This window comes from Cedecea sp. Ae19-4, assembly GCF_059801165.1.
In genome coordinates this window covers 2,272,148-2,296,323 of sequence record NZ_JBCHWG010000001.1, presented here as the reverse complement: position 1 = coordinate 2,296,323, position 24,176 = coordinate 2,272,148, and the positions used below count along the sequence as shown (strand labels likewise).

19 protein-coding genes and 1 riboswitch are annotated in these 24,176 nt (G+C 57.7%); of the genes, 12 read left to right on the top strand and 7 right to left on the bottom strand.

Going from position 1 to position 24,176, the window contains the following annotated elements; translation table 11 throughout:
* Positions 1–72: 72 nt before the first annotated feature.
* Both AAIE02_RS10880 and AAIE02_RS10875 read right to left on the bottom strand, forming a co-directional pair.
* Positions 73–2,436, bottom strand: coding sequence for a glycoside hydrolase family 31 protein (locus tag AAIE02_RS10880; RefSeq protein WP_498532522.1), 2,364 nt, complete (start codon positions 2,434–2,436; stop codon positions 73–75).
* Between the two features lie 14 nt (positions 2,437–2,450).
* Positions 2,451–3,752: an MFS transporter gene (locus AAIE02_RS10875; RefSeq protein ID WP_008455232.1), complete on the bottom strand. Its 1,302-nt coding sequence runs from the start codon at positions 3,750–3,752 to the stop codon at positions 2,451–2,453.
* Between the two features lie 295 nt (positions 3,753–4,047).
* On the opposite strand from AAIE02_RS10875, the gene AAIE02_RS10870 reads away from it, so the two are divergent.
* Together AAIE02_RS10870 and AAIE02_RS10865 are read left to right on the top strand one after the other, a co-directional pair.
* Entirely contained in the window at positions 4,048–5,118 is a 1,071-nt protein-coding gene (locus tag AAIE02_RS10870; protein WP_166991081.1) for a substrate-binding domain-containing protein, read from the top strand.
* Between the two features lie 91 nt (positions 5,119–5,209).
* A riboswitch (M-box (ykoK) riboswitch) is annotated at positions 5,210–5,382 on the top strand.
* Between the two features lie 72 nt (positions 5,383–5,454).
* Positions 5,455–6,501, top strand: coding sequence for a magnesium transporter (locus AAIE02_RS10865; RefSeq protein ID WP_205246625.1), 1,047 nt, complete (start codon positions 5,455–5,457; stop codon positions 6,499–6,501).
* Positions 6,502–6,536: 35 nt separating this feature from the next.
* Here AAIE02_RS10865 and moeB read toward each other — a convergent pair whose 3' ends face one another.
* Together moeB and moeA are read right to left on the bottom strand one after the other, a co-directional pair.
* Complete coding sequence (gene moeB / locus AAIE02_RS10860) at positions 6,537–7,283, bottom strand: molybdopterin-synthase adenylyltransferase MoeB (RefSeq protein ID WP_336981633.1); 747 nt, start codon at positions 7,281–7,283, stop codon at positions 6,537–6,539.
* Between the two features lies 1 nt (position 7,284).
* Positions 7,285–8,517, bottom strand: a complete 1,233-nt coding sequence (gene moeA, locus AAIE02_RS10855; RefSeq protein WP_498532521.1) for a molybdopterin molybdotransferase MoeA — start codon at positions 8,515–8,517, stop codon at positions 7,285–7,287.
* 243 nt (positions 8,518–8,760) lie between these two features.
* Between moeA and AAIE02_RS10850 the strand changes: the two genes are divergently transcribed.
* From AAIE02_RS10850 to AAIE02_RS10820, 7 genes are all read left to right on the top strand, one after another.
* Complete coding sequence (locus AAIE02_RS10850; protein WP_498532689.1) at positions 8,761–10,704, top strand: autotransporter outer membrane beta-barrel domain-containing protein; 1,944 nt, start codon at positions 8,761–8,763, stop codon at positions 10,702–10,704.
* Positions 10,705–10,918: 214 nt separating this feature from the next.
* A complete protein-coding gene (iaaA, locus tag AAIE02_RS10845; RefSeq protein WP_166991090.1) occupies positions 10,919–11,872 on the top strand; it encodes a beta-aspartyl-peptidase in 954 nt (317 codons plus the stop codon).
* Positions 11,872–13,746, top strand: coding sequence for a glutathione ABC transporter ATP-binding protein GsiA (gene gsiA, locus AAIE02_RS10840; RefSeq protein ID WP_498532520.1), 1,875 nt, complete (start codon positions 11,872–11,874; stop codon positions 13,744–13,746). Before iaaA ends, gsiA begins: the two co-directional genes overlap by 1 nt.
* A 12-nt stretch (positions 13,747–13,758) precedes the next feature.
* Positions 13,759–15,297, top strand: coding sequence for a glutathione ABC transporter substrate-binding protein GsiB (gene gsiB / locus AAIE02_RS10835; RefSeq protein WP_166991096.1), 1,539 nt, complete (start codon positions 13,759–13,761; stop codon positions 15,295–15,297).
* A gap of 123 nt (positions 15,298–15,420) precedes the next feature.
* Positions 15,421–16,341, top strand: coding sequence for a glutathione ABC transporter permease GsiC (gsiC, locus tag AAIE02_RS10830; protein WP_336981623.1), 921 nt, complete (start codon positions 15,421–15,423; stop codon positions 16,339–16,341).
* A gap of 2 nt (positions 16,342–16,343) precedes the next feature.
* The gene (gsiD, locus tag AAIE02_RS10825; RefSeq protein ID WP_008455211.1) at positions 16,344–17,255 is read left to right on the top strand and encodes a glutathione ABC transporter permease GsiD; all 912 of its coding nucleotides are present in this window, start codon (positions 16,344–16,346) and stop codon (positions 17,253–17,255) included.
* A gap of 36 nt (positions 17,256–17,291) precedes the next feature.
* A complete protein-coding gene (locus AAIE02_RS10820; RefSeq protein WP_498532519.1) occupies positions 17,292–18,032 on the top strand; it encodes a MipA/OmpV family protein in 741 nt (246 codons plus the stop codon).
* Between the two features lie 99 nt (positions 18,033–18,131).
* Here the strand turns inward: AAIE02_RS10820 and rimO are convergent, their stop codons facing one another.
* Positions 18,132–19,457: a 30S ribosomal protein S12 methylthiotransferase RimO gene (gene rimO, locus AAIE02_RS10815; RefSeq protein WP_008455208.1), complete on the bottom strand. Its 1,326-nt coding sequence runs from the start codon at positions 19,455–19,457 to the stop codon at positions 18,132–18,134.
* A gap of 243 nt (positions 19,458–19,700) precedes the next feature.
* On the opposite strand from rimO, the gene AAIE02_RS10810 reads away from it, so the two are divergent.
* Complete coding sequence (locus AAIE02_RS10810) at positions 19,701–20,084, top strand: biofilm formation regulator BssR (protein ID WP_166872396.1); 384 nt, start codon at positions 19,701–19,703, stop codon at positions 20,082–20,084.
* Between the two features lie 111 nt (positions 20,085–20,195).
* Entirely contained in the window at positions 20,196–21,317 is a 1,122-nt protein-coding gene (locus AAIE02_RS10805) for a PQQ-dependent sugar dehydrogenase (protein WP_498532518.1), read from the top strand.
* 1 nt (position 21,318) lies between these two features.
* Here AAIE02_RS10805 and AAIE02_RS10800 read toward each other — a convergent pair whose 3' ends face one another.
* On the bottom strand, positions 21,319–21,945 hold the full coding sequence (locus tag AAIE02_RS10800; protein WP_498532517.1) for a glutathione S-transferase family protein: 627 nt from the start codon (positions 21,943–21,945) through the stop codon (positions 21,319–21,321).
* Between the two features lie 248 nt (positions 21,946–22,193).
* On the opposite strand from AAIE02_RS10800, the gene dacC reads away from it, so the two are divergent.
* A complete protein-coding gene (gene dacC, locus AAIE02_RS10795; protein WP_008455204.1) occupies positions 22,194–23,399 on the top strand; it encodes a serine-type D-Ala-D-Ala carboxypeptidase in 1,206 nt (401 codons plus the stop codon).
* A 4-nt stretch (positions 23,400–23,403) separates the two neighbouring features.
* Here dacC and deoR read toward each other — a convergent pair whose 3' ends face one another.
* Positions 23,404–24,168: a DNA-binding transcriptional repressor DeoR gene (deoR, locus tag AAIE02_RS10790; RefSeq protein WP_008455203.1), complete on the bottom strand. Its 765-nt coding sequence runs from the start codon at positions 24,166–24,168 to the stop codon at positions 23,404–23,406.
* Positions 24,169–24,176: the final 8 nt, after the last annotated feature.

Below are 24,176 nucleotides of genomic sequence, written 5' to 3'. Positions count from 1 at the left end.
TAGATTATGTACTGTTCTGCCCTGTTGTTTTCCCCCTCGCCCCTTTGGGGAGAGGGCCGGGGTGAGGGGCAATTACAGCCCCCATACCTCGCATTCCACGCCGTTCACCAGCAATCGACGCCTTTCTCCCTCAGGCAAAGACAGCTTAATCTCGCGCCACGCGGGCAAATAATCCCCCTTGCGGCTAAAGGCCACGTTAATCTCGTTGGCTGAGCAGGTTATTTCCCAGCTAAGCCAGAGCGCGTTGCCTTCTTTATAGCCCCAGGATTCTCCGTCATCCTCAAACAACACGCCGTGGGACGTCCCGGTGCCCTGCAGCGGGTAAATTTTTATCTCACGAACGGTATCGTCCTGCGGGGAAACGTAGCTGATGCGTTCGCTGTGAGGCAGAGCCGCACCGGCGCGAACCAGCAATGGCAAACGCTCAAGCGGGGCGGGCAGGGTGATGGTCTGGCCGCCGCTAAACCACTGGCCGGAATAATAGTCGTACCAGCCGTGCTCATTGGCCGGCAGCCATAAAGTACGTTCGCGTTGTCCTGGTTCCACCACGCTTGCCACCAGAAGATCCCGGCCCAGCAGGAACTCATCGCATTCATCAAACGTCTTCACGTCATGTTCATGGTCGAGGAACGTCGGCCTCAGCATGGGTTCATCATCCGCGTGTGCCTGCCACAGCAGCGTGTAGAAATAGGGCAGCAGGCGATAACGCAGCTCAATGGCGCTGCGGATGGCCGGAGTCACCGCCGGATACATCCAGGGTTCGTTCACTGTGTGGTCATCATTCCACGAATGGATGGTGAAGCGCGGGTGCATCACGCCGTTCTGAACCCAGCGCACGAAAAGCTCGGCGTCAGGTTTGTCGCCCGAAAAACCGCCAACGTCATGCCCGACGTTAAACAGGCCGGACAGGCTCATGCCGACGCCCATCCGCGTGTTGTAACGCAGCGTATCCCAGCTGGTGCGGTTGTCGCCGCTCCACGTCTGGACGTAGCGCTGCATCCCGGCGCAACCGGAACGGGAAATCAGATATGGGCGTTTTTCCGGGGAAAATTTCTGCTGAGCCTCCATCGAAGCGCGCATCATCAGCAGCGGCATGACCGGGCGAATATGTTTGATGGCTATCGGCTGGCCAAAGCCGTGACAGCGCGCTTCCCCGTCCCACACTTCGTATTCGTTGTTGTCGTTCCAGGTGGAGCCAATGCCCATTTCCAGCAGCTGTGTGGTGACGCCAGCCTGCCACCACTTCACCGTGGCCGGGTTGGTGAAGTCCAGATGAGAGCCTTCATCGTCCCAGAAGCTGGAGTGTTCCGGCGCATCGGATTCCGAATCTTTGATAAACAGCCCGTCTTTGGCAACCTCCTCATAACGCGGATGATCCTGCAGCAGACAAGGCTTGATGTTGGCCGCAAGCCGGATCCCGGCCGCCATAAACGCCTGGCTCATCACCTTCGGCTGCGGCACCTTTTCATAATTCCAGTTAAACACGTAGCGTTTGTTATTGATGGAGGTGTAGCCCGACGAAAGCTGGAATGAGTCGCACGGAATCGCGTGCTGCTGGCTCAGCCGAATAAAGTTCATCAGCTGATTTTGGGCGTCGGGTGCGTCGGTGTAATGCATCGTTGAGCCGCTGTAGCCGAGGCTCCATTTTGGCCCGAAGAAGGTTTTCCCGGTCAGGCGCACGAAGGCCTTGGTGACGTCCAGCACGCGCGGGCCGAGAAACAGGTAATAGTCCAGATCGCCGGCTTCTGCCTGCCAGCGGCGATAGGCCAGATGATAGTTGTCTATCTCGTTGCCCAGATCCAGCCAGCAGCTGCTCAGGTTGTCATAGAACAGGCCAAAGCTGACGTCGTCCCGGCGCGTAATGGTGAAGGGAATATGCTTGTAAAGCGGGTCGGTCGACACCGCGTTATAGCCCATTGCGTCCAGATTACGCATCTCATAGCGCCTGCCGGTGCGGTTAAGCGGCCCGGCTTTTTCACCCAGCCCGTAAAAGCGCTCCCCGGCAAAGCGCCGCTGATAGTGTGCCACGCCATCGCCGTGAGCGTTAAGCTGGTAGGCGCTGGTGGGGCGATCGCAGGCGAGGGGCAGCCATTCGCCCTGGGCGGATTTGTATTCCCACTCCAGATAAAGCGGCTGACGCACGGTCACGCGCAGGCTTTCGCTACTGATAATGAGCCTATCCGATTGCTGTTCCAGCGTGAAGCCGGGCAGGGTAAACCCGGCGTGACTTTCGCGGTCGCGCCCCTCCCACGGGACATCCTGCTGCGGGGCGATGCTCCAGGTGCGGTCCAGCGCCAGGCCCTGTTGACGTTTAATCAGCACGCGAAACAGCTTATCTTCCAGCACATACAGGTGCAGCGAATGCTTGCCGTCGAGGGTCAGGATAACCTGGCTGTCATCTTGTTTTGCGAGCGTCCAGTTCTTAAGTGTTTTCATGAGAGACCATCCATTCAGGTGCGTTTTGCGCGGCGTTCGGCGATAAATGCCACCAGGAACACCGCGCCGATCAGATCAAAAAAGCCCATGGCGATAAACAGCGGGTTGAAGCCAATCTTGTCGGCGGTCACGCCGATGATCAGAGAGAAGATAAAGCTGGCAATCCAGGCCGCCGAACCGCGCATGCCGTTGACGGTGGCCATCTGGCCTTTATCAAAAGAGTCCACCACCAGCGCGCTGAGCATGCAGGAGATAATCTGGTGCCCGAAGCCGCCGATGGAGATAAGCAGGATGGCAATCCAGGGATCTTTGGTGACGGCGACCAGCGCCAGAGAAAGCATCAGGAACGCGCCGGTTACCGAACTCGCCACCACGGAATTGGTGCGCGAGCAGCCAAAAATACGGACGTAAACTTTGGTCAGATAGCCGCTGGCAATGCTGCCGATATCGGCAGCGAGGAACGGCAGCCAGGCGAACATAGCAATCTGTTTGAGATCCATTCCGCGTTCGTTGGCCAGGTAAAGCGGAACCCAAAAGCTCAGGACCGCCCAGGCGGGTTCCGCCATAAAAGCTGGAATGGCGATGCCGTAAAAGCGTTTATTTTTGGAGACGGTTTTCAGGGCGGTGAAAAACGGCAGTTTCACGGCGGGCGGCTCGTTGTCCTGCTTGATGAACGCCAGTTCTTCCTTGCTCAGGTTCGGGTGCTGTTCCGGGTTGTGGTAAAACAGCCACCACAGCACAACCCACCCTAGCGCCAGCGCGCCGCTGAACATAAAGGCACCCTGCCAGCCAAAAAAACTGTGGGCAAAATAGATAATCGGCGGAGCCAGCATTGCGCCGATGGAAAAGCCCACCCCGGCCCAGCCTGCGGCAATCGGTCGCTCTTTTTTCGGGAACCATTCACCCAGCGTTTTGGCGTTGGCGGGCGTGGCTGCGGCCTCCGCGCCGCCCATCATGAAGCGCAAAATAGCCAGCTGTAGCCAGCTCCCGGCGCCGGCATGCAGCATGCACATCACCGCCCAGATGCTGGCGCAGATCAGAAAGCCGATCTTCAGGCCAATCACGTCGATCAGCCAGCCGCAGAGAGGCTGGAACAGGGTATAGGCCAGCTGAAAAGCACCGACTATCCAGGAATATTGTTCGGTGGTAATGCCGAGGGAGGTTTTCAGTTCAGGCGCCAGGATCCCCAGCGCATTACGCGTGATGTAATTCACGGTGACGCCAAGTAAGAACAGAACCAGAACCCACCAGCGCAAATGTCGGAAAACGCGTCCTGCCTTAACGGCGGTTATCGGTTGGTCGATGCCATGACTCATAGTTCACTCCACCTTGTAGGGTAATTAGTAGAATTGGTATGCCACTATTTTTGGCGATGGATGTAATTTAATTATTTGATTTTTATATTTTTAATTTTATTTTCACTTTCAGTGAGAACCTTATTGGTTAACAAAATGGAGCGTAATTGAGTTATCAGCCAACCAATAGCGCAATTTTTGCAAATATTTTCACTACCTCGATCCGACGCGAAGAAATAACGCTAAATCTCCGGCACTATGGCGTACTCGCAGTCATGAAAATTTTTTCATTTCACAAACGGGCGTCGATCACAAAATGAGTAAAACGCTAAAAATCACCGAAATTGCCGCGCAAACGGGGCTGTCGATAAGCACCGTTTCCCGCGTGCTGGCGGGTAAGGGGAATACCAGCGAGTCGGCCCGCCAACGGGTACTGGCCTGCGCCAAAGCTAAGGGGGTATTGCAGGGCATTGCCGCGGGCAGATTATTGGTCAACAGCCTGGTGGTTTTTGCGCCCCGTCGGGCGTTTGATGAGCGGCTGGACGTCTTCTACTACCGGGTGATGCAGGGCATCGGCAAGGCGCTGGTACCTCACGACGCCAGGCTGCGCTTCTGCGCGCTGGAAGAGAATGACAGCGATACCGGACTGTTTCTCAGCAAGATGAACGAGGCGGAAACCGAAGCGGCCATTCTGCTGGGGATTGATGATCCGCACATCCACGATCTGGCGGCGGATCTGGGCAAGCCTTGCGTGCTGATCAACTGCCAGGATCGCAAAATGCGTCTTTCAGGCGTGGCGCCGGATCACCTGATGACCGGCCGCTTTGCCGCAAATTATCTGTTCGACATGGGGCATAAAGGCGTACTGACGGTAATGTGCCTGCGTCGCTACACCATGGAACAGCGCCTGGCCGGGATTCGGGATGCGTGGGACAGCCGTAATTTGTCGTTTGATGAGACCCGGCATTTGTTAGTCGCCCAAAGCTTCGGTGCCAAAGAGAGCGAGGCCTTAATCAGCGACTATCTGGCCGTTACGCCGCGGCCGGCCTGGCCGAGCGCGCTGTTAGTCGGCGGCGATTTTATGGCGGCAGGTGCCGTTAGTGCTCTGCAAAAAGCAGGGTTGCGCGTGCCGCAGGATATGTCAGTAATGAGCATCGATGGCTTTAACCTGGCCGAAATCCATGACGTGCCTTTAACCTCGGTTCATGTTCCCAGGGACGAGCTGGGTGAGGAGGCGGTTCAACTGCTGCAGCAGCGCCTGATGCGCCCGGAAGCGCCGGTGGTGAATATTCTGTTGGGCGGTACGCTAAAGGTGCAGGCTTCAGTGCGGCGCGTGGGAGCGGGGAAGGGTCGACCGGCGGTGACCAGCGATAAACTCTACGACTGAGCAGAAAAAAAGCATAAATAAACCCTAAACAGCGCAGGTTCTTTGCCTTGCGCCCGAAGTTTAAATCCCTACTATAGGCCGCGGAAGACTTGCAGTATCTCGTTAGGCGAGGCTCCTGTACAAACATAGGTTGCTGATCTGACGACGTCGAGAGACGCCCAAGATTAGGACAGGTTATATCGAGCGAAGGTATAACCCCAGGTAACTTCCCCCGCTTTAGGGGATACGTTGTGCAGTGCTAAAACCGAGACATGGAGATAGCGTCAGCACTCTCATATCTTGCTTCGCCCCAGGATGAGGACTGTTTATTTTTAAAACAGTAACCGGGGAAAAATCATGACCTTTTCAACTAATACCTCAGCGCACTCCCGCGCTTCTCTGGCCGTGTCCGTCAAGCTGCCATCCTCAGACTCACAAAACACCGTGCTGGCTTACCTGAGCCAGGATTACATCGCTTTACCGCCGGGCACTTCGGTGCAGGATGCGCAGGCGTTGTTCTGTTCGGGCATTAAAAATGAGCAGATCCCGTCGCAGATATTTGTGGTGGACGACGATGCTCATCTGTTTGGCCTCGTGCCGGTAAAATCACTGCTGCAGGCCGACAAAGAGGCGCTACTCAGTGATCTGATGCGGCCCGTGGCGTTCTCATTAACGCCGGAAAAAACGCGGCATGAAGCCTGCGTGGATATTAAAAAGGCGGGCGCTAACTACATCCCTGTTTTGAGCTACGGCAAGCTGAAAGGCGTGCTGGGCCCGCAGGAAATCGCTCAGCTGCTTGAGGACGAAAACACGCTGGACAGCCAGCTGCAGGGCGCGTCGTCGCCGCTGGAAACGCCCTATCTGCAAAGCAGCGTCTTTACGCTGTGGCGCAAAAGATCGGTCTGGCTGCTGCTGCTGTTTGTGGCCGAGGCTTACACCAGCTCGGTGATTAAATCGTTTGAAGATCAGCTTGAGGCGGCGATTGCGCTGGCGTTCTTTATCCCGTTGCTGATTGGCACCGGCGGCAATACCGGCACACAAATTACCTCGACGCTGGTCAGGGCGATGGCGCTCGGCGAAGTGGGGCTAAAGGATTTGGGCGCTATTTTGCGCAAGGAGATCTCGGCCTCGGTGCTCATTGCCTTAACCATTGGCACCGCCGGGTTTATTCGGGCCTGGATGCTGGGCGTGGGTATGGAAGTGATGATGGTGGTCAGCCTGACGCTCATCGCCATCACCGTCTGGAGCGCGATTGTTTCTTCGATTATTCCGATGCTGCTTCGTAAGGTGAATATCGATCCGGCCGTGGTGTCGGCGCCGTTTATCACCACCTTAATCGACGGAACCGGGCTGCTGATTTACTTCGAAATTGCCAAGGTGATGCTCACCGATCTGGCGGTCTAAAAATAACGGGGATAATGATATCCCCGTTTTCGTTTCTACCCGCACACTTCACACTGCGGGTTACGTGTCAGCTTCATCTCTCTGAACTGACAGGTCATCGCATCGTAAAGCACGATTTTCCCGCGCGCTGGGGTGCCGTAGTTTGCCAGCAGCTTGATGGCCTCCATGGCTTCCAGCGAGCCGATAATCCCGACCAGCGGGGCCATAACGCCAGCCTCAACGCAGCTCAGCGTACTTTCGCCAAACAGACGGCTCAGGCAGCGGTAGCAGGGCTCGTTATCCTGATACGTGAAGACGCTAATCTGGCCCTCCATGCGAATGGCCGCCCCGGACACCAGCGGGATCTTATGCTGATGGCAGCCGCGATTGAGCTGGTTGCGTATAGCCACGTTATCCGTGCAGTCCAGCACCACATCGTGGCGGGCGATTAACCCGGAAAGCTGAGGGTATTCGAGCATCGCATTGACGGTGTCGAGTTGGATATGCGGATTAATCGCCGCCAGTGAATCCCGCGCGGAATCCACCTTCGGTTTGCCAATTGTGGCATCGCTGTGCAGCGTTTGCCGCTGGAGGTTTGAGAGCGAAACGGTGTCGAAATCGAGCAGCGTGAGCTGGCCCACGCCCGCGGCCGCCAGATACTGTGCCGCCGCGCAGCCCAGCCCGCCCAGCCCGACGATGAGCACTCGCGAAGCCTTAAGCTTTTCCTGGCCGTCAAAGTCAAAGCCGCGCAGCACAATCTGGCGGTTGTAGCGCAGCATCTCCTCATCGCTAAGCTCGACCATTTCAGCCTCCGAACAGCGGATTAAACGGTTCGACCTCAACCCATTCCCCGGCCTCTACGTTGCCGCGTTCGCGCTCCAGCACCACAAAACAGTTGGCCTGGCTGAAGGAGCTGAAAATATGCGATCCCTGATGCCCGGTGCTTAACACTTCCAGGTCGCCTTGCTCATTGCGGCGAAGAATGCCGCGCTGGAAGTCGAGGCGGCCAGGGGATTTCTTCAGCTTGCCGACGGTGCGAACGCGCATGCGCGGCGGCAGAGGGCTGGCGATTTGCCCGCTCAGCTTCGCCAGCAGCGGCTGCACTAGCTGGTAGAACGTCAGAGCGGCGGAAACCGGGTTGCCCGGCAGACCGCAGAACCAGCTGTTTTTCAGGCGTCCAAAGGCAAACGGTTTGCCCGGTTTAATCGCCAGCTTCCAGAAGCCGACTTCGCCCAGTTCTTCGAGGATTTGTTTGGTGTAATCGGCTTCGCCCACGGAAACACCGCCGCTGCTGATGACCACATCTGCCCGGCTGTCCGCTTCGTTAAACACCGCGCGAAGGGCCGCCTGGTCATCCCGAACGATGCCGAGGTCGATCACTTCACAGCCCAGCTGCTCCAGCATGACGTGCACCGCCAGGCGGTTGGTATCGTAGATTTGGCCTTCGGCCAGCGGCTGGCCCGGAAGTTGGAGTTCATCGCCGGTGGAGAACACCGCCGCACGCACTTTGCGAAAGACCTTCACTTCCGGGATGCCCAGCGAGGCAATCAGCGGCAGTTCGGCGGCGGTTAATTTCACGCCTGCGGCCAGCACGCTGGCGCCCTGATGGATATCCTCACCGCGACGGCGAATATTCTGGCCGTTCTTCACCGGAGCGTTAAAACGCACGCCGCTTTCGGTGACTTCCGTCTCTTCCTGCATCACAACGGCTTCAGCTCCGACAGGGATCGGCGCGCCGGTCATGATGCGCACGCAGGTGCCTGCAGGCCATTCACCGCTAAACGGTTGTCCGGCGAAGGCTTTCCCGGCGACGGGCAGTGCGCCCCCGGCTTTGATATCCGCCAGCCGCACCGCGTAGCCGTCCATCGCTGAGTTATCGAAACCGGGGACATCCAGCGGCGAGACCACCGGGGACGCCGTGACGCGGCCCGTGGCCAGCAGCAGCGGCAGGGTTTCTGTTTCAGACAACGGATGAATACGGGACAGCATCTGTTCAAGTGCGGTTTCAAGCGGGATCAGCCCGGCGGTAAATTCCATTCATGACTCCTGGGGCAGGGGCAAAATAAGGCCTTAGTATGGCAGAAAACGCCGCCTGACGGCATGTCTGGGATCAGCAAAAACCTTTCGTCAGTGGTCGGACATGCGTTACATCACGTTGTCACGTTTCTTCTTTACGCTCGGCCTGCGTGTCAATCGCCATTGGCTATAGTCATTGTGGCTAATAAAAAACCTTGCAAGGAAGAACTGATGATAAGCAAACAAAAAGCATTCAAATTCAGTATGCTGGCCGCCGCTGTGGGCTTCACCTCATCTGCATTTGCCTTTGATTCCCTCACCGTTTTTGGCGACAGCCTCAGCGATACCGGCAACAACGGGCGCTGGACCTGGAACAGCAGCCAGAACAAGCTCTATGACGAGCAGCTCGCCGCACATTATGGCCTGACGCTGACGCCTTCCCGCGAAGGTGGGAGCAACTATGCCGCAGGCGGGGGCACCGCTGTGCCCGCGCTTAATCCGGCCGATAATACGCAAAGCCAGGTTCAGCGCTACCTGAGCCAGACCGGTGGGCGGGCGGATGGCAACGGCTTATATATTCACTGGATCGGTGGCAACGATCTTGCCGCGGCCGCCACTCAGCCTGCGCTGGCGCAGGGGATAGCGGCCAATAGCGCGGCCAACGCCGCCGCTCAGGTGGGGGCTTTGCTTGATGCGGGCGCCGGGCTGGTGGTGGTGCCGAACGTTCCGAATATCGGCGCCACGCCAACGCTAATGGAACTGGTACTCAGCGCCGGGCTTGGGGCGGCGGCCACGCCTGCGATTCAGGCTGCCTATGCGTCTTTGGATGCGGCACAAACGCCTGACCTGGCGAGTCGTCAGCAGGCGATTCATCAGGCACTGCAGGCGGCGGCTTCCGTTGTCAGTGCCAATCCGCTCGTTCAGCAAGGGGTAGCCGCGCAGCTGATAGCCGCCTACGATCGGGCCGTGCAGCAGGCCGCTTTGCTTACCACGTTCTACAACAGCGCCGAAGATCAGGCCCTGCTGCAGCATGGGGGGAATATCGCCCGGGCGGATATCAACGGTGTCTTCCAGGAGATTCTGGCTAATCCTGAGGCCTTCGGTCTGACAAACAGCGCCGGGATGGCCTGCCCGCCGGGCGTGGCGGCGACCGACTGCACCAGCTCCACGCCGGGATTTAACGCCGCGCAGGATTATCTGTTTGCCGATCATTTCCACCCGAGCCCGCAGGTTCACAGCATCATTGCCCAGTACATTGAGTCGATTATCGTCGCGCCCGTCCAGGTCACTCGCCTGAACCAGGGCACGCAGGCGATGGTGCGCGGCAGCCGGGCAACGCTCGACAGCCGCTATCAGCAGTTGCGGCAGGGCGATAACGCCGCAGGTTCACTGGGCGTGTTTGGCGGCTACAGCGGCGGGTATCAGCGGTACAGCGGCAATAGCGAAACCGGCGACGGCAAAGGTAACACCAATAACCTGACGGTCGGTCTCGACTATCAGCTGAACGAAAACGTGCTGCTGGGCGGGCTGATCGCCGGTTCGCTGGACAATCAGCGCCCGGACGACGGCTACCGCTACGATACCCGAGGTTTTCAGGCGGCGCTCTTTGGCCAGCTTCGCGCGGGCCAGGCCTGGCTGAACGGGGACGTGCATTATCTCTCTGCCGACTTCACCAATATTCAGCGCGATATCACCCTGGGGCAGCTTACCCGCACGGAAAAAGGCGACACCGACGGCAGGCTGTATGGCGCGCGATTGACGGCTGGCTACGATATCCCCGTCACGGCCTGGCTAACCACCGGGCCGGTGCTGCAGTACGCCTGGGATTACAGCCACGTAAACGGCTACAGCGAAAACGGCAGCAGCAGCACGGCTATGCGCTTTGGCGACCAGAACGGCCATTCGCAAATCGGCAGCGCGGGCTGGCGCGTGGACACGAAGCTGGGCGTCATCAATCCCTGGGCGCAGGCAAGCTATCGCCATCAGTTCGGCGATGACAGTTATCGGGCGAACGGCGGCCTAAAATCCACGGCGCTGACCTTCAGCCGCAGCGGTGAACAGCTGGATAAAAACTGGGCCGATATCGCCGTCGGGGCAGATATGCCGCTTTCGAATACCGTGTCCGCATTCGCGGCGGTGGCACAAACGGCAGGCTTAAGCGACGGGAACCAGACCAGCTACAACGTGGGGATCAGCGCGAAGTTCTAAGATTTTGTTATTACCACAGAAATAGCGGCTTTGGTTTAATTGGCCGCTATTTCTCCTTCCCGCCAGGGCGGCAAAAGGCTCATAGAGTAAAGTCAATTTTCTTTACAACACTTTTACGTCTTTCTATATTCAAAAATCGTATCAATGTTTGGCAACGATTCTGATATTTATAGAAAAAACGCTGCCGGATATCACTTTCTACAGGCAATGCCGAATGACCAAAGCCGTTATCGCTATTCATGGCGGGGCCGGAGCCCTGACCCGCGCCCACCTGACGCCGGAAAAAGAGCTGCAGTTTATTAGCGCACTCTCCGACATTGTTGAAGCCGGGCAGCAGATCCTTGAACGCGGCGGCAGCGCGCTGGACGCGGTGACCGAGGCGGTGCGCCTGCTCGAAGAATGCCCGCTGTTCAACGCCGGGATAGGATCTGTGTTCACCAGTGAAGGTACACATGAGCTGGACGCCTGCGTGATGGATGGCAACAGCCTGAATGCCGGGGCGGTGGCGGGCGTGAGCCATATTCGCAACCCGATCCTGGCGGCAAGATTAGTGCTGGAAAACAGCCCGCACGTGCTGATGATTGGCGAAGGGGCGGAGCGTTTTGCCGCGCAGAATGGGCTTGAGCCGGTCGAAGCCACGCTCTTTTCGACCGAAGAACGCTATCAGCAGCTGCTGCGCGCCCGTGAAAGTCAACAGACTCTGCTGGATCATGACGGGGCTGAGCCGATTGATGCCGATAAAAAATTTGGCACGGTAGGCGCAGTGGCGCTGGATAAACTGGGGAATCTGGCGGCGGCAACGTCCACCGGCGGAATGACCAATAAACTGCCGGGCCGGGTAGGGGATTCTCCCTTAGTCGGCGCGGGCTGCTATGCCAACAACGCCAACGTGGCCGTGTCCTGCACCGGCACGGGCGAAGTTTTTATCCGCACGCTGGCGGCCTACGATATTGCGGCCCTGATGGAGTATGCCGGACTAAGTCTGCAGCAGGCCGTTGACCGCGTGGTGATGGAGAAACTGCCCGCGCTGGGTGGCAGCGGCGGCATGATTGCCATCGACAATCAGGGGAACGTCGCGCTGCCGTTTAACAGCGAAGGAATGTACCGTGGCTTTGGCTTTGTCGGCGATGCCCCGAACGTAGGAATTTATCGTGACCAGGAGAGTTGATGCCGCACAGTCATGAGCTACCGGACGAGCAGGTGCTTGCCGTTAGCGACCTCAATATTCGCTTTCGCCAACAGCAGCAGGTTGCCGACGCGGTACGCCACCTGTCGTTGACCCTTAACCGGGGCGAAACGCTGGCTATCGTGGGCGAGTCTGGTTCCGGGAAGTCGGTCACGGCGATGGCGCTGATGCGCCTGCTGGAGCAGGGTGGCGGGCAGGTTAGCTGCGACAAGCTGCTGCTGCGTCGGCGTAATAAAGAGGTGCTGAACCTGCCCGAGCTGAGCAACGCCCAGATGCGTCGCGTGCGCGGGGCGGATGTGGCCATGATTTTCCAGGAGCCGATGACCTCGCTTAATCCGGTGTTCACCGTGGGCGAACAAATCGCTGAGTCCATCCGTTTACATCAAAAGCTTGATGGACGTGCGGCGCTGGCGGAAGCAAAGCGTATGTTAGAACGCGTGCGTATTCCTGAAGCACAGGCCATCCTGAACCGCTATCCGCACCAGCTTTCCGGGGGGATGCGCCAGCGAGTGATGATTGCTATGGCGCTCTCCTGCCGCCCGGCCGTATTGATCGCCGATGAGCCGACAACTGCCCTCGACGTGACTATTCAGGCACAAATCCTGCAGCTTATTCGCGTTCTGCAGGATGAAATGCAGATGGGCGTCATTTTCATCACCCACGATATGGGCGTGGTGGCGGACATCGCCGACAGGGTGCTGGTGATGTACCGGGGGGAAGCGGTTGAAACCGGCACCGTGGAGCAAATATTCCAGAACCCTAAGCACGCCTACACCCAGGCTTTGCTGGCTGCCGTACCAAGGCTTGGCGCCATGAACGGCAGCGATTTACCGCGCAAATTCCCGTTGATTGTCCCAGGCCAACCGAATCAGCAAGAGCCCGAAACCGAGCAGGATACGATTCCTCCCGGCGCGAAGCCGGTGCTTGAAGTTCGCGATCTGGTGACCCGCTTCCCGCTGCGTAGCGGAATATTCAACCGGGTGACGCGCCAGGTACATGCCGTTGAAAAGGTGAGTTTTGATTTATTGCCCGGCGAAACGCTGGCGCTGGTGGGCGAGTCCGGCTGTGGTAAATCGACCACCGGGCGCTCGCTGCTGCGGCTGGTGGAAACCCAGGGCGGCACCATCACCTTTAACGGTCAGCGTATTGACAATTTGCCTAACGGCGAGCTGCAGCACGTTCGCAAAGACATTCAGTTTATTTTCCAGGATCCGTATGCCTCGCTGGATCCGCGCCAGACCGTCGGCTACTCCATTATGGAGCCGCTACTGGTGCACCATGCGATGCCTAAAGAAGAGGCCCAGCAGCGCGTCGCCTGGCTGCTTGAGCGAGTCGGTTTACAGCCTGAGCACGCGTGGCGTTACCCGCATGAATTCTCCGGCGGCCAGCGGCAGAGGGTTTGTATTGCCCGCGCGCTGGCGCTGAACCCGAAGGTGGTGATTGCCGACGAGTCCGTCTCGGCGCTGGATGTGTCGATTCGGGCGCAAATCGTTAACCTGCTGCTCGACCTCCAGCGCGAATTTGGCATCGCTTTTCTGTTTATTTCCCACGACATGGCCGTCGTGGAACGTATCAGCCATCGCGTGGCGGTCATGTATCTGGGCCAGATTGTTGAAATTGGCCCGCGCCGCGCCGTGTTTGAAAACCCGCAGCATCCGTACACCCGCAAACTCATGGCGGCGGTACCGGTGGCTGACCCAACCCGCAAGGGACGCAAGCCTGTTTTAGTGTCTGATGAGATCCCCAGCGCCACACGCAGCCTGGGGGATGAACCGCACGTAGCACCGCTGGTTGCGGTGGGGCCGGGGCATTTTGTCGCCCGCCACCCCATCGGCAGCAGTGAAAATCGCCTATAAAGGAAAACAATAATGACAGCTAACACAACGCAAAAATGGCTGCTGGCGGCGGGACTTGCCTCCGCCGTTATCGCCACGCCCGCTTTCGCTGCTAAAGATGTCGTCGTAGCGGTGGCCTCAAACTTCACCACGCTCGACCCTTACGACGCGAATGACACACTGTCCCAGGCGGTGGCCAAATCGTTCTATCAGGGGCTGTTCGGGCTTGATAAAGACATGAAGCTGCAGAACGTGCTGGCAGAAAGCTACAAAGTGTCTGACGACGGCCTGGTGTACACCATCAAGCTGCGCACTGGCGTGAAGTTCCAGGACGGCACTGACTTCAATGCCGAGGCGGTAAAAGCGAACCTCGATCGCGCCAGCAACCCGGACAACCACCTCAAGCGCTACAACCTGTATAAAACCATTGCCAAAACGGAGGTGGTCGATCCTTCCACGGTGAAAATCACCTTAAAAGAGCCGTTCTCGGCGTTCATCAATATTCTGGCCCACCCTGCGACGGCGATGATCTCCCCGGCTGCGCTGCAAAAATACGGCAAAGATATCGGCTTCCATCCGGTGGGTACCGGCCCGTATCAGCTGGATACCTGGAACCAGACCGATTTTGTGAAGGTGAAGAAATTCGCCGGTTACTGGCAGCAAGGCCTGCCGAAGCTGGACAGCATTACCTGGCGCCCGGTCGTGGATAACAATACCCGTGCGGCGATGCTGCAAACCGGCGAGGCGCAGTTCGCGTTCCCGATCCCTTACGAGCAGGCGGGCGTGCTGGAGAAAAACAGCAAGCTTGAGCTGGTTGCCTCGCCGTCGATCATGCAGCGCTACATCAGCATGAACGTCACCCAAAAACCGTTTGATAACCCGAAAGTCCGCGAAGCCATCAACTATGCGATTAACCGCCAGGCGCTGGTGAAAGTGGCGTTCTCCGGCTTCGCTACGCCAGCAGAAGGCGTGGTGCCGCCGTCGCTTGCCTATGCCGAGAAATTCAAACCCTGGCCTTATGACCCAGCCAAAGCCAAAGCGCTGCTGAAAGAAGCGGGCTTCCCGAACGGCTTTGAAACCACGCTTTGGTCCTCGCACAACCACAGTACCGCGCAGAAAGTGCTGCAGTTTACCCAGCAGCAGTTGGCGCAGGTGGGTATCAAGGTGAAAGTGACGGCGATGGACGCCGGGCAGCGTGCTGCCGAAGTGGAAGCAAAAGGGCAGAAAGAGAGCGGCGTGAGAATGTTCTACACCGGCTGGTCGGCGTCAACCGGCGAAGCTGACTGGGCGCTGTCGCCGCTGTTTGCTTCCCAGAACTGGCCGCCAACGCTGTTTAACACCGCGTTTTACAGCAATCCGCAGGTGGACAAAGACCTGGCCGATGCGCTGAAAACTACTCAACCGGAAGAGAAGGCGAAGCTGTACAAAGACGCGCAGGATACGATCTGGAAAGAGTCTCCGTGGGTGCCGCTGGTGGTGGAAAAACTGGTTTCTGCCCACAGCAAAAATCTCACCGGCTTCTATGTGATGCCGGATACCGGGTTTAGTTTTGATAATGCGGATTTGAAGTAGCGTGATAATGACCCTCACCCCGGCCCTCTCCCTAAAAGGGAGAGGGGGGAAAGCTAAGCCTGTTGGTGCCTTGTCTCTTGATTCCCACTCCCCTCAGGGAGTGGGTTAGAGTGAGGGGCTGCGATGTTTAACTATTTCCTCAAACGCCTTTTGGGCCTGATCCCGACGCTGTTCATCGTGGCGGTGCTGGTATTCCTGTTCGTGCATCTGCTGCCCGGCGACCCGGCGCGGCTGATTGCCGGGCCGGAAGCGGATGCCACGGTCATCGAACTTGTTCGCAAACAGCTGGGATTGGATCAACCGCTGTGGCGGCAGTTCCTGCATTACATCACGCACGTCGTGCAGGGGGACTTTGGCACCTCGCTGGTTTCGCGCCGCCCTGTGTCTGAAGAGATTGCCAGCCGCTTTATGCCCACGCTGTGGCTGACGCTGACCAGCATGGCATGGGCGACGCTGTTTGGCCTGGTGACCGGCATTGTGGCCGCCGTCTGGCGCAACCGCTGGCCGGATCGCGTGAGCATGACGATTGCCGTGTCCGGCATTTCATTCCCGGCCTTCGCGCTGGGAATGCTGCTGATGCAGGTTTTCTCGGTTGAGCTGGGCTGGCTGCCCACGGTGGGGGCCGACAGCTGGCAGCACTACATTCTGCCGTCCATTACCCTTGGGGCGGCAGTGGCGGCGGTCATGGCGAGATTCACCCGCGCGTCGTTTGTGGATGTGCTGCACGAAGATTACATGCGTACCGCCAGGGCGAAAGGCGTAAGCGAAACGCTGATCGTGGTAAAACACGGCCTGCGTAACGCCATGATCCCGGTGATCACCATGATGGGGTTGCAGTTCGGCTTCCTGCTCGGTGGGTCTATTGTGGTGGAAAAAGTGTTTAACTGGCCGGGATTAGGGCGTCTGCTGGTGGATTCAGTGGAGATGCGTGATTACCCGGTTATTCAGGCCGAGGTTCTGCTGTTTTCGCTGGAGTTTATTGTGATCAACTTAGTGGTGGATCTGCTGTATGCCGCCATTAACCCGGCCATCAGGTACAAATAAGGATGCGACTTTTAAACTGGCGACGCCAGGCCATAGTCAACGCGATGCCCGTGGTACGTGCCGGGCAAATTCGTACCCCGTGGAGCGAGTTTCTGCGGCGTTTTCGCCAGCAGCCCGTGGCGATGACTGCCGGGCTGTTTGTGCTTTTGCTGATAGTGATTGCGCTCATAGCACCGTGGATTGCCCCCTTTGATGCGGAAAACTATTTCGATTACGACAGGCTGAACGACGGGCCGTCGATGCTGCACTGGTTTGGCGTTGATTCGCTCGGGCGGGATATTTTTAGTCGTGTGCTGGTCGGGGCGCAAATCTCGCTGGCCGCTGGCGTCTTTTCGGTGCTTATCGGCGCGCTAATCGGTACCTTCTTTGGCCTGCTGGCGGGCTATTACGAAGGGTGGTGGGACCGCATTATCATGCGAATCTGCGACGTGCTGTTCGCTTTCCCCGGTATTTTGCTGGCAATTGCGGTGGTGGCGGTGATGGGCAGCGGCATGACCAACGTGATTATTGCGGTGGCGATTTTCAGTATTCCGGCCTTTGCCCGCCTGGTGCGCGGCAACACGCTGGTGCTGAAACAGCAAACTTTTATTGAGTCTGCTCGTAGCATTGGTGCCCCGGATGCGACTATCATCTTCCGGCATATTCTGCCGGGAACCGTTTCGTCGATTGTGGTGTATTTCACGATGCGCATCGGGACCTCGATTATTTCCGCCGCAAGTCTGTCATTTCTCGGCCTGGGGGCTCAGCCACCTACGCCGGAGTGGGGCGCTATGTTGAACGAGGCGAGGGCGGATATGGTGATTGCCCCGCATGTGGCTATTTTCCCGAGTCTTGCCATCTTTTTGACCGTGCTGGCGTTCAACTTGCTGGGGGATGGACTGCGGGACGCGCTGGATCCGAAAATTAAAGGCTAAGCTGAGGCAGTAGATTCGTTGCCCTGGAGTGAAGAAATGAGAAAAATAACCGGGGCACTTCTGCTAAGCCCGTTGCTGATTGCCACTGCCTGCCCGGCGGCCAACTGGTCGCTTGGCGCGCAGGGGGGCCTGTATCAAACCCCTTACCAAACCCGGCACCAGCTTCGCTGGGCGCTGCCCTACGTCGGCTACGACGGCAAAACCTGGTACCTCGACGGCACCGAAGCGGGCTATAACTTCATCAATACCGACACGCTGCTGCTGCGCGCTAAAGTCTATTACTACGATACCCTGTATCAGGCAGATACCGGGCAGACGCCCGCGCTGCGGGGGCTGAATAATCGCCATAGCACGATGATGGGCGGCATGACGATGCAATACACCACGCCGATAGGCGCGTTCAGCGCGACAATTGCGGGCGACACGCTGGGCGTCAGCAACGGCCTAACGGCGAATACGGCCTATATTGCAATGGCGCAGTGGGGCAATTTCACGCTGGTGCCGGAAGCGGGAATGGACTTCTCGAATGCGCAAAACACGCGCTATTACTATGGCGTTTCAGAGAAAGAGTCGGCAAAAACAGGCCTTGCGGCATGGCGGTCACAGGGCAGCATAGTGCCTTACGCGCAGCTGGCAATGAACTACGCCTGGACGCCGCTCTGGAACACCTGGGCGCAGTTCACCCAGCGTTTTTATCCGAGTACTATCAGCGACAGCCCAATGGTGAATAAAAATAACCTGCGGGAGTTAACGGTGGGGATGAGCTATACGTTTTAAGTATTTTCTCCCCTCAGCCCAAAGGGGCGAGAGAAAACAAGGATAGAGGGGGTATTATTCCCTCTCCCTTGTGGGGAGAGGGGTAGGGTGAGGGGCAAACTAAACCACTGAACCCCACAGATCGTACTCATCCGCGTTTTCAACTTTCACACGGACAACGTCGCCTGGTTTCAGCTTGGTTTCGCCATTCAGGTAAACCGCGCCGTCGATTTCTGGGGCATCCGCCATGCTGCGGCCGATGGCGCCTTCTTCGTCCACTTCATCCACCATGACCAGAATCTCGCGGCCCACTTTTTCCTGCAGGCGCTCGGCAGAGATTTTCTGCTGCAGCTGCATAAAGCGGTTCCAGCGCTCCTCTTTCACTTCTTCCGGCACCTGGTCAGGCAGCTCGTTAGCGGTTGCGCCGTCAACCGGGCTGTATTTGAAGCAGCCCACGCGATCCAGGCGCGCTTCTTTCAGGAAGTCGAGCAGCATCTCGAAGTCTTCTTCGGTTTCACCCGGGAAGCCGACGATAAAGGTCGAGCGCAGGGTCAGATCCGGGCAGATTTCACGCCACTGCTTGATGCGCTGCAGCTGACGATCCGCAGAACCTGGGCGCTTCATCAGCTTCAGAATACGCGGGCTGGCGTGCTGCAGCGGGATGTCGAGGTACGGCAGAATCTTGCCTTCCGCCATCAGCGGGATCACATCGTCAACGTGTGGATACGGGTAAACGTAGTGCAGGCGAGTCCAGACGCCCAGCTTAGCCAACTGTTCACACAGGCTAACCATGCTGGTTTTGACCGGAGCGCCGTTCCAGAACCCGGTGCGGTGCTTAACGTCCACGCCGTAAGCGGAGGTATCCTGGGAGATCACCAGCAGCTCTTTCACGCCTGCTTCAACCAAACGTTTTGCCTCTGCCAGCACGTCGCCGATTGGGCGGCTGTCCAGATCGCCACGCATGGACGGAATAATGCAGAAGGTGCAGCGATGGTTGCAGCCTTCGGAAATTTTCAGATACGCGTAGTGACGCGGCGTCAGCTTCACGCCCTGTTCCGGCACCAGGCTCAGGAACGGGTTGTGCTGCGGTTTGGGCACGTAATGGTGAACGTGCTGCAGAACCTGCTCGTAGCTGTGTGGGCCGGTGATTTCGAGTACCTTCGGATGCACTTCGCGGATCTGATCTTCTTTTGCACCCAGGCAACCGGTGACAATCACCTTACCGTTTTCATTCAGCGCTTCGCCGATGGCTTCCAGCGATTCCTGGACGGCGCTGTCGATGAAACCGCAGGTGTTGACGATGACCATGTCGGCGTCGTCATAGCTTGGCACCACGTCATAGCCTTCGGTGCGCAGTTCAGTCAGGATGCGTTCGGAGTCCACGAGGTTTTTCGGGCAGCCGAGGGAGACAAACCCGATACGGGGTTGTTGGGTCACATTGCTCATAGCTTAAAAAGTGTTCAATTATTAGAAAGATTAGGGCAGGGATTCTACAGAGGTTGGGCGGGAATTTGTACTGGAGAATTGCAGTTTGCGTTAGACGTGATTTATTCCGCTTCGGTTTACCCACCGCATACCCCGGCTTGCCCGATAAATAGCATCAAATGCGAAAGATATTCGCTGCGAATCCCCACCCCTTGACCATACTTACTCTGTGGGTTAATGGGTAACCCACGAGGAGGATGCGCTATGTCCGGACGTACGCTCAAACACGACCTGCTGCAAAAGCTGCAGGTCGCGAAGGGGGAGATCGCCGCCTACCTGGCGTTGAGAAAGGCCAAAGGGTATATGTCTGTCAGCGAAAGCGAACAGCTGCGGACCCGCTTGCTGGATGTCTGCCACCGGAGCCGCGATGCTGCCTTTGTGCTGCAGGCGAGCCTGGCCGACGATGAAAAAGATGATTTTCGCCATGCCGTTGAGGCGTGTTCATCCGCCGCACTTTGCCTGATGAGCGGGCGTAAAGACTGCCCGCAATACATCGCGGTTGATGCGGCAAAGCTTGAAACCAGCCTGATGCAGCTCACCCGTAGCCTGAATGCACTGGCAGAACGCGGAAAGGCCATTGAAGCCTGACCCGAGCGCGGGGAGTCTGCCAGGCTCCCCGTTCTTAATGTTATGTAAAATCAAGCAGTCGATTATCTCCGGCGGCTACCCTTAAGGAATAGCCAAAACCAGGAGATTGCCATGCCGCCGTTCCCGTCCCGCACGCTTATTGCCGCCGCGCTACTTTTCTCTGCCTCTTATGCCCTGGCTGCCAAAACCAACGTTGAAGTCCTGCAAACCAACCTGCCCCACCCGTGGGCGCTGGACTTTTTACCGGATAACCAGGGCATGTTGATTACCCTGCGTGGCGGGGAGCTGCATCTGTGGCAGCAGGGCAAGAGACTGTCCGCGCCGATCGGCGGCGTGCCCGTTGTCTGGGCCCACGGACAGGGCGGTTTGCTGGATGTTGTGCTGGCCCCGGACTTTGCCAGTAGCCGCCGCGTGTGGCTTAGCTTTGCCGAAGGCGGCAGCGACAATAAAGCCGGTACTGCCGTCGGGTATGGAACGTTAAGCCGGGATCTGAAGCGGCTGGAAAACTTTAAGGTTGTGTTCCGCCAGACGCCAAAACTCTCCACCGGCAACCATTTCGGCGGACGCATGGCGTTTGACGGGCAAGGCCATGTGTTTATCGCGCTGGGGGAAAACAACGAGCGCGCTACGGCTCAGGATCTCGATAAGCTGCAGGGCAAAGTGGTGCGGCTTAATGCCGATGGTTCCGTCCCGCAGGATAACCCGTTTATAGGCAAACCAGGCGTCCGGCCTGAAATTTGGTCTTACGGGCACCGTAACCCGCAGGGATTAGCCATTAATCCGGCCAACGGGGAGCTGTGGCTAAACGAGCACGGGCCGAAAGGTGGCGATGAAATCAATATCCCGGCAGCCGGGAAAAACTACGGCTGGCCGCTGGCGACCTGGGGCATTAATTACAGCGGGTTTAAGATCCCCGAAGCCAAAGGAGGGGAAGTTGAAGGCACCGAGCAGCCGATTCATTACTGGAAAGTCTCTCCTGCCATAAGCGGCATGGCGTTTTATTCGGCTGACACCTTCCCGCAGTGGAAAGGCAAGTTGTTTATCGGCGCACTCAAAGAAAAGAATCTGATTGAGCTAACGCTGGACGGCGACAAGGTGACGGCCGAACAGCGGCTGCTGGGGGATCGTAAAAAGCGTATTCGCGATGTGCGCGTCGGCCCGGACGGCTATCTGTATGTCCTGACCGACGAATCTGACGGCGAGCTGCTAAAAATCAGCCCGGCCGAAGGCTAAATCAGGTCAGCGGGAGCATCACAATTTTCTTGAACGCCGGGCGCTGGGTCAGTTGCTGATACCAGCGTTGAAGATTTGGCACCGCATCCCACGGAATATCAAGGTTGAGCAGGCTGTAGATTTGCGGGCCGAAGGCGAGGTCGCCCAGGCCAAAGGCTTCGCCACCCAGCCAGGGCTGTTTAGCCAGTTCCGCATCTGCAATCGCAAACAGCTTGTTGCAGGCCACAATACTTTGCTCAATCAGCTTCTGATCGCGCTCTTCCGGCGGGGTTCTGACCAGGCTGGCGTACACCCCACGGTAGGGGCCAGCGACCGCCGTAGCGGACCAGTCCATCCATTTTTCACCTTTGGCACGTTCCGCCGGGGCATTTACCCACAGCGAATCGCGACCATATTCAGCCGCCAGGTAGCGCACGATGGTGTTGGATTCCCACAGCGTCAGCCCGTGTGCGTCGTCGTGAATGCACGGCACCAGGCCATTCGGGTTCATCGCCAGGTATTCAGCGTCGTGCGTCAGGCCAAATTTCCCGCCCGCGGGCACGGAGCGGTACGGCAGTTGCAGCTCTTCCAGACACCACAGCACTTTCTTCACATTGGTGGAGTTATCTCTGCCCCAAACGGTAATCATGGTGGTTCCTTTTTTTGCAGGTGGACATCGAGTATGCCCGGCTCCGGTCACGAAAACACCACTGTTTCTCAACCGAAGCTAAAAAAAATGGCGTGACGGCGGCAACTCGCGCAGATATCGAATAAACTTAAAAAACTTTACCAACTCTATGTTTCTTTAAGTGGATTCGTGCGTTATTACTCACACCCTGACTTTTGGGTGGCGGTGCGCACCGTGAATTTTTTAAGAATGGATACTCAGGTGGTTTTATGACGATCTTGCAAATGCCTGCAACACTACGTGGTTTAGTCGCAGGGACAACCCTGCTGCTGATGGCGGCTCCTGCGCTAAGCGCTGAGCAGACCGCAGATGCGCCCCAGGTCGATGGCAGAGCCTGGATTTTGATGGATTACGCCAGCGGGAAGGTGCTGGCGGAAGGAAATGCCGACGAAAAGCTCGATCCGGCAAGTCTGACCAAGCTGATGACCAGCTACGTAGTAGGGCAGGCGCTGAAAGCAGGCAAGATTCACCTGACGGATATGGTGACTATCGGGAAAGATGCCTGGGCCACCGGTAACCCGGTGCTGCGCGGCTCTTCGCTGATGTTCCTGAAACCCGGCGATAAAGTCTCGGTGGAAGATCTGAACAAAGGCGTCATTATTCAGTCCGGGAACGACGCCAGCATTGCGATTGCCGACTATGTGGCGGGCAGCCAGGACTCGTTTGTCAGCCTGATGAACAACTACGCGCAGAAGCTCAAGCTCACCAACACCACCTTTAAAACTGTTCACGGCCTGGATGCTCCGGGGCAGTACAGCACCGCGCGCGACATGGCGCTGCTGGGCCAGGCGCTGATCCACGACGTGCCGGACGAGTACGCGGTACACAAAGAGAAAGAGTTCACCTTTAACAATATCAAGCAGCCGAACCGCAACCGCCTGCTGTGGAGCTCCAACCTGAACGTTGACGGCATGAAAACCGGCACCACGGTGGGCGCGGGCTATAATCTTGTCGCGTCGGCAACCTCCGGCGATATGCGCCTGATTTCCGTGGTGCTGGGGACAAAAACTGACCGCATTCGCTTCAACGAGAGCGAAAAGCTGCTGACCTGGGGTTTCCGCTTCTTCGAAACCGTAACGCCAATCAAACCTGACGCGACTTTTGTGACCCAGCGTGTCTGGTTTGGCGATAAGAGCGAAGTCAATCTGGGGGCAGGCGAGGGCGGCTCGGTGACTATTCCCCGTGGCCAGCTGAAAAACCTGAAAGCCAGCTTTACCCTGAATGAACCTCAGCTAACCGCGCCGCTGAAGAAAGGCCAGGCCGTCGGTACCATCGACTTCCTGCTGAACGGCAAATCCATTGAGCAGCGCCCGCTGCTGGTGATGGAGCCGGTTGAAGAGGGCGGCTTCTTCAGCCGCATGTGGGACTTTGTGCTGATGAAGCTCCACGGCTGGTTCGGGAGCTGGTTCTCTTAAGCGCCTACCACGTTAGCGTCAGGTTTTCCGCCGCGGCATAGTCTATAAACTCCGCGGCGGGAGGCCGGTTGGTAATAATCGTATCAAACGCCGTCAGCGGCCCCATGCAGGCGGCGCGAACCTTGCCAAACTTGGTGTCATCCACCACCAGAATATTACGCTGGGCCATGCTCAGCGCCCAATGCTTCACCGCCAGCTCATTCAAATTAAAGCAGGTTGCGCCGTAGCGCAGGTGGACGCCGGCCGCGGATAAAAAGGCGATATCCGGGCAGATATTCCCCAGGCACTCCTGGAAGTTAATCGGATTGAAAATCGCATTGCTGGCGTGAAACTCGCCGCCGCTTAAAATCACCCGGCAGTTCGGCTTCTCCTGCAGCGCCAGAAAAGTGTTGAGGGAATAGCACAGGCCAGTGAAAGGCAGATCGTCGTCAAGGGCGTCAATAATGTAAGGCGTGGTGGTGCCGCAGTCGAAGAACACGGTCTGGCGCGGGCGAACACGCTGCGCGGCGAGCCTGGCGGCGTGGCGTTTCTCTTCAACCTGGCGCGTTTTTTCATCGCTAAGCAGATAGTAGCTGGCCCCGGCGCTGCGAGGCTCCAGCACCACGTATCCCCCCAGCAGAACAACCTGACCCGGTTCGCTGTTAATGTCGCGGCGGATGGTCATTTCGGAGACGCCCAACAGCTGAGCGGCTTCTTTGAGATGAATTTTATCGCTGCGCTTCAGCGCCTGTAGCAGGCGGTTAATGCGCTCTTCACGGCGGGTTTCCATAGCGGCCT